The organism is Bacillus sp. FSL K6-0268 (assembly GCF_038005425.1).
GTDB lineage: Bacteria > Bacillota > Bacilli > Bacillales > Bacillaceae_G > Bacillus_A > Bacillus_A thuringiensis_S.
Genome location: NZ_JBBOTF010000003.1, coordinates 62,909 through 75,455, shown reverse-complemented (window position 1 = coordinate 75,455; position 12,547 = coordinate 62,909). Strand labels below are relative to the sequence as shown.

Sequence of the window (12,547 nt, the reverse complement as noted above, 5' to 3'; positions counted from 1 at the left end):
TTACAACTGAGATGTTATCGCTGTGATAGTTCGCAATCCAAACCCGGTTGTGTACTACATCAACTGCCACATCACGGGGAATGGTCCCAACAGCTATCGTCGTCACCAAGTCTCATCAATCACCGAAATATTATTACTACCATAATTCGTCACAACCACATTCTCCTTCGGCAAAGTCGGTGTAGGCCCCTGACTCCTTGCGTCCCAACCGGCATATGAGATGTAATCGTAACCGTAATGGTACGTGTATTCAACAGTTGATTTTTCACTACGGGACTCGATGGCAACAATTCGGCTACAAAAGTCGAAAGCGCGTTATATACCAGACTGCATCATATTCGAAATTTTCCCGATTTGTGCCGCACCATTTAACTGATTACTGGTCGAAAGTAAAAGAAATAAACTATACCGTGTGGCAATGAGCCCATCCGCCGCCGGAAACGTGTTTGTAAAGGGAGTCCTCTTCCATAGCAATCAAGGGGTCTCAATATACATCTCGTCAATGTAATCAATTACTTAAAAGATATCAGATGAGGGCAAATATGTCTCGAAGAGGTAACTGTTGGGATAATGCTTGTATGGAAAACTTCTTCAGTTACTTTAAGCAGAATGCTTTTATTTATATTCCTTTCGCAAAGCGGATGAGGTTAAATTTGCCGTACGCAAATACATACATTTTTATAATCATCAAAGATTTCAAAAGAAATTAAATAACCTGAGTCCATATAAATATAGAACTCAGGTTATGTAGCTGCACTTTTTAATTACACACTTTTCTTGTGTGATCCAGGTGTTACTGTAAAGTAGTATTTTGAACCTTCATATGCATAATTCGTATTTGCTAATGCAGCTGTACGCAAAGGATCTTTAAGATCTTGCTTTGCTACAACACGAGATAATCCTTTACCCGGTTCTAATGTATAGTCTGTTTGTATTTTGTATACAGCTGCCGCATAGTCATTATACTTATAGTCAGGGTTATCTACTCTTGATATGTCAAATTTCACTTGCGAACTCGTTTGGTTTGTAACGTTTACAGTATGCTGATAACTAGCTGTTAAACTTGAACTAATCTCTGACGTAACGTCTGCAACAAGAGGAACAACCGATACTTTTATCCCCATTTTCCACCCAACTGTTGTCGCTATTCCAAACATATTTGTAGTTGATACACCCGAAGTTAACGTTTGATTATAACCAAATGCCGATGCGTCATCCTGTAGACCTGAGGCATTTGGCAGAAGTTTATAGTTTGTTTCTCGTTTTAGTTTACTTGTGCCATCCCATATATCGCCATATGCTCGATTTAAATCTTGTTGCATCTTAGCTTTCGCTTCTGCTGACAGTCCGAAACCTGGTACTCCTGCGAAAGCATAGTTTGAATCTGTAATCAGAGATAAATCTTCTGGATTATAATATCCAACTCTAATTTGACCATCGGCTTGTTTTTGAACAAAGTATCCTACACTTTTATATTTCTGTGAATCTACAACTACGGCCCACTGAGAAGTATTATCATCAGAGTCACCTAACGCTAATACATTATTTTGAGGGGTGTCAAATGGTTTGAAATATACAGTATCTCCTATATCGGTTGATTCAACATATGCAGTTCCATGATCAGGAATTGGATTATATGGATTCTCTGGGAGTAGTGGAAGGCCAGGATCGATATCGCCGTCTGTATCAAACTTAGTAAGTTTATTTTTGTACACAGGGGTCATCTTACCATTTTCCATTAGGTAACCCTGGGCCGTTCCTTCTTGTAGTGAAACTTCGTTTTTTTGTGTTTCCGCTGCAAAAGATGTAGCCGGTGCAACCGCAATCGCTGACATACTTAACATACTTGTAAGCGGTATAATAGCAGCTAACTTTTTATAACGTTTTCGCAATATAAACTCCTCCGTTTCTATGTATGGATAAAGTAGGATACTAGTAACCTACTTACTTAAGTATAAAGGGGGAAACTGTATATTGCCTCCCTAATAATGGGCTTTTATAAAGGTAATGTTGAGGTGTCGCCACAGTACTATCAAGTTGACTTAGTGACAGGTGAAGTAGGAAGCCAAGCGCCCTCAGGGCGCATCAATTCCCCCTTCCCGAACCGTACATGCTGTAGAGTAGGTAGCCAGCGAGTTACTTATTTGAAAATAAGCACTTTTCCAACTCCCCCTCCCAGAACGGAGCGTGACAGTTTCCTAGTCACTCCGCTCGCCAGTGACTATATATCAACGAATTTTCATCCCATTGTATTTTCCTGCGTGAATTTTATTGTGGCATTACTCACAAACAGCTAGTGTTTTGCGATTCATGGCTACCTTCCTTTTTTTAATATTTTATCCCCTGGTTTCAACTGATTTAAATCCAATGAAGTCGTAGGTTGCATAGCTAAATCTAATGTACCCGCCGTAAATGTGTTATTCGTTACCACTTGATCGCTAAAATAGGCATATGTTCCCCCACCGATGAAAGATAAACCAAGAGCGGCAGAAACCACTCCTACCCCTAATTTCTTTTTGAATGACATATTTTGTTCCTCCTATTCTATTTCTAATCTATGTAAGAACCCCTTGATATAGATATAGCACGAATAGAGAGAAGTTTATATGGAAATCAAAACATGACATATTGAGAAAATTCTATGGTCATCTCGCTTTTCGAAATGCATCGCTATACAAAGTTACGTGTATCCCTAATATCTTGCTATTTTTCATTCTTACTCTCCATATAAATGCTTACTCACACAATTTTCTCATAAATAAATGCTAAAACATGGCATATAACCCTTATGAAAGCTATTTTTATAAAAGTAAGGGGTGAAAGAATGAGGTTACAGAAGAGGTTTCGATGGATTTTATTTGGTGTATTTCTAGTATTACTACTAATAGGAGTGGGGTATTCTTCAATATTACGACCAGACAATCCAAAACCGATGAAGAACGCACTACCCGTGCAAACACCAGAAACGTCGATTAAACATGCTGTTTTACAGGAATTATCGCAACAAAAAAAGACACTAGGGGAAGAACCACAGATTACAGATACACAAGTGCAGGTGAATGTGAAGCGATTATCCAAAGATGAGCACTGGGCATTTGGATCTGTAGTGATATTGGCCCCCAATGTAACAGGCGCATTTCCAGAAGGAAAACTCTTTATTGCGAAACACGCTACTACAAATTGGGAAGTCGCTTTAGAAGGAATGGATTTGTTCAGCGAACTCTCACAACAAATTCCCGATGCAATGATGAGCGCGCAAGAAAAGAAGGCATTTTCTTTACTTGGGAATGCGCAGGCCCTCTCACAGAATAGGCCTGAACTTCGGTTACCTTACGAAAAAGGACAATCTTGGGTGATGTCTGGCGGTCCTCATGGGTGGTCAGGATCAGATAGACCCTATAGTTCTCTTGATTTATATGGCGGAGACCAACGCGTGTTAGCTGCGGGAGATGGCATCGCTTACACCATGTGCGCAAATAACAGAGGCTGGATCCGTATCTATCATGAAAATGGATATGCCACGGATTACTATCATTTGTGGAATAATATGATACCAAATGGTCAGCCAGTCCAAGAAGGAACCTTTTTAGGGTATACGGGGACGGATGTATCGTGTGGTGGATATGCAAGTGGTCGCCATGTGCATTTTTCCCTCTTGCAGGGCAATACGCGTATACCTTTACAAGGAAAAGAACTGGGTGGCTGGGTATTCTTTGAAACCTCCCCTTATAATGGCTATGCGATGCATGGGAGTACAGTGAGATATACAGGCAATACTTTGTATAATTACGGAAAACTTCTTGCGAATCAAGGAATTGTAGATGCGAATGGAGGGCGTACAGTAAACCTTCGTACAGGCCCCGGTACGAACTATGCGATTGTAGATGTACTTAACGACGGAGAGGTTATAACAGTTGTTTGTACCGCAAATGGGACGACATTTACTGGTCGTAAGGGGAGTACAAATAGATGGAATCAACTCACAAATGGGTATTGGATGAGTGACGCCTATCTGTATACAGGTACCAATGATGCGATAGCTCCTTCTTGTAACAAGTAGCGTATCATATATGGATGTAAAATGAAAAATTGAGAGGTTCCCTTACATGGAATAGCCTCCAATTCGGACGATCCCAATCATTATTTTTATTAAGATAGAACCCAAAATCTCTTCTTATACAACAAACAGATGGTACTTTCGTATACACCTCTGTTTGTTGTATGTATAAAGATTCTAAATTCCATAGCTAGCATACAAGTTTATAAAAAATAAAGTTCGATTTTCTATTACTTATGTTATGAATCTTTATATTTAACGAATAGCTGCGCCATTTGGTATAGCATTTTTCATCCACTGAGGAAGCATAGCTGCCTCTGAATGAAAAGCATACTTGTTCAAGATAGACGGACTCGTAATCCAGCGTTTCATTGGTTTTCCAGTCGCATCTTTATCAAGAAAATAGAGGAACGCATCCTTTTCAAACCGTACTAATCCCATATCCGGATCAATACTTCTTCCATTTGGAATCGTATGTAAGCTTTGAAATTCTAATACCCCATCCCAATTTTTAAAAATACGATTATACGTATCTGAATCTGTAATGTAACGTTTCATGCCTCTATCCACTAAATAGATGGCTGGTTTTCCTACTTCCTTTACACGATAGCCATTATAGACATATTGGTCATTTTGTAGAAATTCTTGGTTCATAGCAGTCATTTTTTCTTGACCAGCTGCATGGGCTTGCGGTGCAACAATGATACTGCAGCCAATCAAAGTAGCTAATGTAAATTTTGATAACCCTTTCATCATCTTTTCCACGCCTTTCATTTTTAATTGTAGAATGCAGACATGTAAGACATTCTCAGAAGTTCTTTCCACGCTATCTATTATATAAGAGCGTTATCATTTTGTTATCATTTTTTATGTAGAAATACAGGGAATCTATTGAGAAAATAAATAGGCATATTTCTAATCCTAGCTGTTCGTTTGTCTACAAAATATGAATACATACTCGTACACCATCTGTTACTGCTGAATATGAAAAGGACGAATTGTATCTATGTTTTATCAATAGCGTAAGCCCTGTTTATAATTCAGTGGGGCTTATATTTTGCAATGTTATATTCCAAAGTTCTATATTTTTACATATTTTCCCGCTTTTTTATATAGAAAATTTCTAGTACTTTATAAGTAAGCTGTTATGTAACTTATTTTGTAAGAGTAGGAAACAAAATAAGTTTTTTAGAGAGACTTTCTATAGAAGGTCTCTTTTTTTCTCTCTCATCTATGCTTCAAGAAGGAAAATACAGGAGTATCGTTAAATACTTATAGTGGTGTCATACACCATTTTTTTAAAACCATCGAAGACAAACCGAATATATCATCTAAATGAAGAGGGAGCGGTCCGATGGAATTAGAACAAGTTGTGCGCAAATATGAAACAGATTTATTACGTTTACCTTATGTTGTAGGAGTAGGAATGGGATTTGCACAAGGAAAAGAAGTAATTCAAGTATTTGTTTCGAAAAAAGTACCACGTTCTCCATTAAAAGCAGCGGAACAAATACCTACACAATTAGAAACATACCCCACGAACATTATAGAAGTGGGGACCATTACAAATCATTACACAGGATAAGGGGGAGATTGTTATGGGAAAACATTCAAATATAAAGGTGTTGACTGTTCAGGAACAACAAGACATTCAAAAAGTGCAGCAAAGTGTAGAGGATGATTTCTTACAGTTTCGGAATGTAACAGGTATTGGAGCCGGTATTCAACAGGTAAATGGGATTATGACAGGCACACCCTCTTTACTTGTATTTGTAGATCAAAAACTACCTGTTGAAACATTGGAAACGAATCAAGTCATTCCAAAAGAAGTAAATGGAATCAAAACCGACGTCATTCAAACAGGATATCTATTTGCTGGGACTCAACAAACATTACAAGTTGATACACAAGCCCTTTCCACTCGAGTTCGCCCAGCAAAAGGAGGGTATAGCGTTGCTCATCGAAATGTGACGGCAGGTACGATTGCGACTTGCGTATATGATATATTACCGAATGGTTCTACCAATCCGCCAGCACATGGATATGGTATCCCAAATCGATACTATATACTAAGTAACAATCATGTCTTAGCGAATAGTAATAACGCGAACATAGGTGATCCTATTTTACAACCTGGCCCGATTGATGGAGGGAGCGATCCAGCGGATCGGATTGCGACCTTATCAAGATTTATCCCAATTACCTTTTCTTCACAAGTACCACTTGAAAATCAAAACAATCTCGTTGATGCCGCGATTGCAGAAGCACCTTTTCATCAGATAGATCGTTCAATTCATTGGATTGGTTCTGTGCAAGGCTGGCGACGAAAACAAAATGTTACCGTCGGTACACGCGTCATGAAAACGGGACGGACCACAAATCATACACATGGCGTCATCACTGCAGTAAACGCAACGGTCGATGTAAATTACGGAAGTGGTAAGGTTGCACGGTTTCGAGATCAAATTGTCACAACAAACCTTTCTTCAGGCGGAGACTCTGGCTCTTTAATCACGACAAATGATGGCGTTGCCATTGGCTTGTTATTTGCTGGTTCAACCTCAGTTACAATCGCCAATCATATAGAACATGTACGATCGTTACTAGGCATCGAAGTAGCAGAAAACATATTATAAACATGTCCTATCCATGCGGCAATTATATAACATCTCATTGGTATATGTTATATAATTTTCCTTTGTCTAAACCAGATGGACAAAAAAAACTACCATGTAATCTTTTTCAAGTCCTTTACAAGGATTTCAAACAAAAAATACGCCTTGGTATCAAAACCAGGGCGTACTAATCTGGATGATGAGCAAGCACATGTTTAAGGAACAGGTACTCATATGCTAATTACTCCGGAACAATATAATAATTTATCATACTTTTTTATATATGACAAGATAAAAAAGATGTAATTAGACTATGTACCTAGTACTTTTAATAATTCTATAGCTGCTGGAATAACAGCTCCGAAAAATGTTAACACAGCGATTGTGATGGCCATATGTATAAATCCCCTTCCCTAATAAAGAATTTTTCTTATTATAACGTTGAATGGATATAGATGCAATAGTTTTTTAACTTTTCAGAAATTATATTTTTCCTTCCATTACTTTCACAAAAAACCGTTTCGAACTACCACTCTCATTCTTTGTTCAAAGGGAATTTCGTCTTTTTATCGAATCTATACATCATACCCTGTTTAGAGGAGTGATTTTCATTGACAGAAATCGTAAAAATTGAGGAACTCAACACATTCTTGCCATTGGCTTCTTTAGAAGCACTACCTGTGGAAGAATAAAAGATGCGACTACAATATTGGAAAGAGCACTTTTCAAGCAAAGAAATCTTAGAAGGATTAGGAACCTATAAAAATAAACTCTATGATTTGTATAAAAAACATGAAATTACGCCCCAAGGGCACATGCAGGCAAAACGAAAAGGAAAAGAAAAAACTACTCCCAAAGAAGATACACCTAACACTCTAGAATATACTCATTCCACCGAACCAGCTCAAACGCAAACACTCCCATCAACCATCTCAATGCAAGATGTGCCCGTGATTTCAGAAACTAAACCGACAACAATTCCATCAGCACCGATAGAGTCTTCTATTCCAGAATCCTTTCATATCCACTATACAGGTCGTAAATCAAAACAGAAAGTCATTCACCAATTACAAGCGCTTGCTACTTTGTTAGAAGAAGAATCTCACGAGCAATACCAGTTCTCGATTCAAATTGAAACAACATGCTTAAAATAAAAACAGACAAAGGATGCAAACACCTATAATTTTCTTAACCTTTTGTATAAAGTACAGCTTGTATGAGAAAACTGTTAATCATCCATAATATGTATTCCATTTTGAGTAGCCATTATTAGCTACTCTTTTTTATTACTTACTGTTCACTTACAATACTTTTTCAAATGAGATATCACTATATGCATTAATTAGGATGCAGAATATTTTTGTATCGTTTCTAGGACAGCTGACACAATACTTTGCATATGTTGATGCAATTCCGTTATTTGTAGCAATAATTTTTCTCTTTTATATGCTTTCATCTCACGCACCATTCCTACAGAAAGTCTTTTTATTTCTTGATATGATTCTGAGCTTTCAAATGCTACTGTCTCTATATATGCTAATTTCGGAAATGAATTCTGCTGTTCTTGTTTCTTGCTCTCCCATTGCTGAAATACATATTGAATCCATAGCCGGATTTCTTCTTGCATAAGTATGAATTTCTGTATTTGCTCTTCTTTTTTATTGCCCCTCATTACAGTTCACTCCATTCTATTTCCATATCAAAAACCTCTCAAAATAATTTTTTTAATGTTTTATTTTGAGATCCCCTTTGTTTCTAAAACATATAGCTCATTCACCAAAGAATCATATTCTCTTCGTGTGATTTGCTTTCTATACAACTGAATTAATAACTCTTGATGTGCTTTTGAAAATGCCATTTTGTCAATCCATTTGGGATACATGCGATGCCTCTCTCCATTTCTTTTTGAACATTTTGTCACATTGCATTATTTTATATTGATATTCAAGTTCATTCAATTAAAAATGTAATTTTTTGAAAATATTAATTTACAAATGACTTATAAGTCATTATAGTGGACCTATAATATTAGGAAAAGGAGGACATTAGACCTTTACAACATATAGGAGATGCATATGAATGACATGAAACTACAAGATGTTATGACCACTAACGAAGCAAGCTATCGATGGAATATTAACGAATCCACCTTACGAATGCGTATTAAAAATAGTCCTATAATCGACGAGTTAAAAACACAAGGATTAATTAAGTATTTCCTGAAACCCGGAAACAAACGTGGAGAATATTTATTCACGGTTGAAGCGATGGAACGTCTTTATGGTAAAGAAAATAGAACGTAATAGAAAGCCCTCAATGCCCACCAAGACTGCGAGGACTTTCCACAATAACATTTCCCATTCAGAAAGGATGACAAATATGTCAAACGCTTTACAAATTAAAAATGATGAAGCTATTATATCACATTCTGAAAGACCACAACAGACACTTCAGACGCCAAAAAACAAGCTACTTACCAAAATATCACGCACTGTGTGAATGGTTTGGAATTGATGGTTGTAAAGAGTCTCAACTATACTTTTTCGGTACTTTTCTTGCTCCCATCATTCTATTTACAATCACGTACATGATGGGAGGTGTCTACTATGGCTTCTAATGGCAGCATTAACAAAATCAATGTTGGAGATTATGTAACATTTCCTTACCGCCAGAATCCATCACTGCAACTAACAGGATATATTGTTACGGTACTCGAACATACTAGTATTGTAGATATTTCTGCAATGGAATCTTTCTTCCAACTTGGAATCGATGGACGCCAAGTGGTCCGACACGAAGAATATAAGCCCGTTCCATCTAAATCAGATGAAAAGGTGGCACAGTGAGTATGTACCTATTGGATGTGAGCTACTCTGTAGCTGGAAGCAACTTTTCAAAGTCTTTTTTATTGGCAGATCCGAGAGATGGATTTGAACTCCAACAACAGCTGCAAACCCTTCTGGAACAAGAACATGTCGCACCTGTATACATGCTGGAAACAGATTTGGAAGAGTTATAACCGATCCTACAGCATACACAAAAAAAGAGGTGGAAATATTGATTAGTTTTCTCATAAGTGGTTCTGTTGTCTTATTCTTGGCTGGTGTTTTATTTACATTTCTAAAAAAAGGATGTAACTACTCAGCTTAGTTAAACAAAAAAGCATGCCAAATACATGTTTCCTGTTCGAAAACATGAAAAAGAACACACTCCGATAAGAGAAAGAATCTATATGAAATAGAAACATTCTCTTACGAAAGAGTGGTATTCCAAGGAACCGTTCCGGTTTTTAACACCTGACTTATCGCTTGTAATACTGATTGATTTTGTTTTTTCATGGTGCTCATAAAACTACGTATGTGGCAAAATGATTCTGCACCTTCCTTACTTCGAAACGTCCCAGACACTTTTTGTTTGACTTTCGTCATCCGAATATCTCGCTCCGCTTGATTGTTATCAAATGGAATATCTGGACTTTCTAAGAACGCTAGAATTCTGTCCGCATACTTAGCAAAGCGATTCCATAAATTTTGAGAAGGCGTCTGTTTTCTTTTCTTTTTTTGTTCTGCAGAAGGCACCTGTTTGCCTTTCAATATGGCCTGGTATGCGGCAAACAGATTCTTTTTCTCTATTTCTGGAATATTTCCCTTGTATTGCTTTTTTATTGTCAAAGCTTGTGTAAGGAATTCTTTCATTTGTTGTGCCCATGTTTCTCCGGTACTATCTATAATCCCTTGCAAATCTCGCAAGAGATGGGCATTACATAAAACATGACGACAATCTGTATACACATCATACGGTTTCCACCCATCATGCATAGCAATTCCAGAAAAAGAAGGCAAGATTTCACCTGCATCCATCGCTTCTTTTCCGCGTTTTTCATGAATATGTTGAAATGTCACCTCCGGTGTACTCGCAGTATGTAACCATTGTGTTTTATTTTCTACTCGCATACCGGTTTCATCAAAATGGACAACAGAAGACTGCAGAATCTGTTCTTTTACTTCTTCGAGAAACGGCCGCAATTGAGCAGAAAAAGCATGGGTATGATTGACTAACGTCCCTTCGCTTATCGAATGTCCAAAACAATCTTGAAAGAATTCTTTTGTTCGTTTCAAAGAAAGGCATTGATAATGTGTTAAATAAGGAATCAGTGTTTTTATATTTGGACCATATTGAACAGGACGAGAGACAGTAGAGGGAAACTGGGATTCTTGGATAGAATGGCAATGTGGGCACTCTTTTTGTTCCACTTTATGTTCTGTGACTTCTATCAGGATAGGTGGTAAATCATACACTTGGCGAATGCGGTATCCTTTTACAGGTTCATGTTTTAAGGACGTGTGACAACAAATACAATGCGTAGGAGAATAGGTAATCATATTGTCAGGAGTCGTTGTCAAATGAAGTGTATGTCCTTTGTGGCCCAACTGGCCACCGGTTTGACGCTGGGATGATTTTCGCAAACTTTTTGTAATAGGCTTACGAAAACCATCTGTAGAGGGTGGTTTATGACTATTTGTAGAGTTTTTTTTTGAACGATTTTCTAATTCTTCTATACGCTCTTTTAAATTCTGTATTTGACTTTCTAATTGATGAACAAAATCGTAAATAGCTTGAGGTCCCTTTTGATAGACAGCTAGAATTTCTTGTTTTTTCAACATAAATACCACCTCCTTGTCTGATATATCTAGTATTCACACAAAAAGTACATATCAGACTAGTAAATGAAAAAAGCCTCCGTGAGGAAGCTGAGTAGTTACAAAAGAAACAGATTGTCCATCATATTCCTCGATCCGGTTCAACCCAATAGCAGGTCGACGAATATAGCGGCCAATATACTGAAGTTGTTTTTTTACATTTCCTTTCTGTTTCGGAGCGTGTACATAGAAGCCTTTCCCATTATCAGAAAATGCTTTTTGAAGTTTCGATTGAATTGGCTTTTTTTCTGCCATCGTGAGCTCTTTTCGAATCAGTTTTAACACGATCGTTTGCCACTGTTTCCGAAGCATCTCAAACGGAAGAAAATCATACCCTTTCCACTCTCCAGTCTTTGTCATCCCACCCATTGTAACAATGTATATGAACATGCGGATTAAAATTAATTCTAGCACCGAAGGTGTGAAGACCTACAATAATACCGGGCGTTACCTTAATTTTCTTTTGAAAATAATCCACCAACAGCCTTGCGGCCTCATCCATAAAAATCTTTAATAAATGACGGTGCAAAAGAAAAATATCTCGAAGTCCTTCATCTACGGTAAAAATCACATGACGATGATTCACCTGAAGCACGTCTTCTGAAAGAAGCCTACTCCATTCTTCACTTTCCCCTACAGAACAAGTTGTACAAAATCGGCCCTTACAACGATAAGGAACTTTTCGAACATGATGACAGCCTTCACATACAAACAATTTAAATCCATTTTCAGGGTCTCCACACCCTCTAAATTTTTCAATTTCTTTCAAAACAACTGGACGGATCCTCGCGCCATATCTATCTTTAAATCGTTCCCAATGACTATGTTCATCAAAGAAAATACGTTTTAATATATTTGCTTCCATAACTAAAAAATATCACAATCTAACTCATTATGGAAATTCCAAATATTGTTCACAATCCTTTATACAGCAAGCTTTCCAAGGAAGCACTTCGTGCTTAAAAACTTATACTTTCTTATCTTATAAAAAAGATACTTATTTTACAATTTCCGAGTATCTGTCCTTATTTTTTTGTGAAATATATCCAGATTGAAATTGAGAAAATTCGAATTATGTTTACAAGAAGGAACGTTCGATTTACTATACAGGTGTATGAATTTGAAAATTCTGATTTATAAGGCGTAAACCCAGCATCTTCGAATGAATCGGGAAT

The 12,547-nt window shown here is 37.3% G+C and carries 11 protein-coding genes and 4 pseudogenes; 9 read left to right on the top strand and 6 right to left on the bottom strand.

Translation table 11 applies throughout. The features are described 5' to 3' along the window. Positions 1 to 454: 454 nt before the first annotated feature. Positions 455 to 605, top strand: a pseudogene (locus tag MHI28_RS33710) (IS3 family transposase); the annotation flags it as partial. A 14-nt stretch (positions 606 to 619) separates the two neighbouring features. Further along, positions 620 to 751, top strand: a pseudogene (locus MHI28_RS36380) (IS3 family transposase); the annotation flags it as partial. A 13-nt stretch (positions 752 to 764) separates the two neighbouring features. Here the strand turns inward: MHI28_RS36380 and MHI28_RS33705 are convergent. Together MHI28_RS33705 and MHI28_RS33700 are read right to left on the bottom strand one after the other, a co-directional pair. Beyond that, positions 765 to 1,892 carry a hypothetical protein gene (locus MHI28_RS33705; protein ID WP_340828871.1) on the bottom strand — a complete coding sequence of 376 codons (1,128 nt, stop codon included), beginning with the start codon at positions 1,890 to 1,892 and terminating at the stop codon, positions 765 to 767. 431 nt (positions 1,893 to 2,323) lie between these two features. Then, a pseudogene (locus tag MHI28_RS33700) lies at positions 2,324 to 2,527 on the bottom strand (TasA family protein); the annotation flags it as partial. A gap of 297 nt (positions 2,528 to 2,824) precedes the next feature. Between MHI28_RS33700 and MHI28_RS33695 the strand changes: the two are divergent. Continuing rightward, the gene (locus MHI28_RS33695; RefSeq protein ID WP_340828869.1) at positions 2,825 to 4,060 is read left to right on the top strand and encodes a peptidoglycan DD-metalloendopeptidase family protein; all 1,236 of its coding nucleotides are present in this window, start codon (positions 2,825 to 2,827) and stop codon (positions 4,058 to 4,060) included. A gap of 252 nt (positions 4,061 to 4,312) precedes the next feature. On the opposite strand, the gene MHI28_RS33690 is transcribed toward MHI28_RS33695, so the two are convergent. Then, positions 4,313 to 4,813, bottom strand: a complete 501-nt coding sequence (locus MHI28_RS33690; RefSeq protein WP_340828868.1) for a hypothetical protein — start codon at positions 4,811 to 4,813, stop codon at positions 4,313 to 4,315. A gap of 598 nt (positions 4,814 to 5,411) precedes the next feature. Between MHI28_RS33690 and MHI28_RS33685 the strand changes: the two genes are divergently transcribed. The 3 genes from MHI28_RS33685 (at position 5,412) to MHI28_RS33675 (ending at position 7,826) form a co-directional block, all read left to right on the top strand. Continuing rightward, a complete protein-coding gene (locus MHI28_RS33685; protein ID WP_340828867.1) occupies positions 5,412 to 5,642 on the top strand; it encodes a hypothetical protein in 231 nt (76 codons plus the stop codon). A 13-nt stretch (positions 5,643 to 5,655) separates the two neighbouring features. Next, positions 5,656 to 6,693 (top strand): hypothetical protein, encoded by a 1,038-nt coding sequence (locus tag MHI28_RS33680; RefSeq protein ID WP_340828866.1) that lies wholly within the window; start codon positions 5,656 to 5,658, stop codon positions 6,691 to 6,693. A 674-nt stretch (positions 6,694 to 7,367) separates the two neighbouring features. Next, positions 7,368 to 7,826: a hypothetical protein gene (locus MHI28_RS33675; protein ID WP_340828865.1), complete on the top strand. Its 459-nt coding sequence runs from the start codon at positions 7,368 to 7,370 to the stop codon at positions 7,824 to 7,826. A gap of 188 nt (positions 7,827 to 8,014) precedes the next feature. Here MHI28_RS33675 and MHI28_RS33670 read toward each other — a convergent pair whose 3' ends face one another. Continuing rightward, complete coding sequence (locus MHI28_RS33670; RefSeq protein ID WP_340828864.1) at positions 8,015 to 8,344, bottom strand: hypothetical protein; 330 nt, start codon at positions 8,342 to 8,344, stop codon at positions 8,015 to 8,017. A 403-nt stretch (positions 8,345 to 8,747) separates the two neighbouring features. On the opposite strand from MHI28_RS33670, the gene MHI28_RS33665 reads away from it, so the two are divergent. The 3 genes from MHI28_RS33665 (at position 8,748) to MHI28_RS33655 (ending at position 9,691) form a co-directional block, all read left to right on the top strand. Further along, positions 8,748 to 8,975 carry a helix-turn-helix domain-containing protein gene (locus MHI28_RS33665; protein WP_340828862.1) on the top strand — a complete coding sequence of 76 codons (228 nt, stop codon included), beginning with the start codon at positions 8,748 to 8,750 and terminating at the stop codon, positions 8,973 to 8,975. 303 nt (positions 8,976 to 9,278) lie between these two features. Then, positions 9,279 to 9,518 (top strand): DUF2187 family protein, encoded by a 240-nt coding sequence (locus MHI28_RS33660; RefSeq protein WP_340828860.1) that lies wholly within the window; start codon positions 9,279 to 9,281, stop codon positions 9,516 to 9,518. A 2-nt stretch (positions 9,519 to 9,520) separates the two neighbouring features. Continuing rightward, on the top strand, positions 9,521 to 9,691 hold the full coding sequence (locus MHI28_RS33655) for a hypothetical protein (RefSeq protein WP_197260350.1): 171 nt from the start codon (positions 9,521 to 9,523) through the stop codon (positions 9,689 to 9,691). A gap of 232 nt (positions 9,692 to 9,923) precedes the next feature. Here MHI28_RS33655 and tnpC read toward each other — a convergent pair whose 3' ends face one another. Both tnpC and MHI28_RS33640 read right to left on the bottom strand, forming a co-directional pair. Then, a complete protein-coding gene (gene tnpC / locus MHI28_RS33650; RefSeq protein ID WP_197233369.1) occupies positions 9,924 to 11,336 on the bottom strand; it encodes an IS66 family transposase in 1,413 nt (470 codons plus the stop codon). A 99-nt stretch (positions 11,337 to 11,435) separates the two neighbouring features. Beyond that, positions 11,436 to 12,237 (bottom strand): annotated as a pseudogene (locus MHI28_RS33640) (IS91 family transposase); the annotation flags it as partial. Positions 12,238 to 12,547 lie beyond the last annotated feature (310 nt).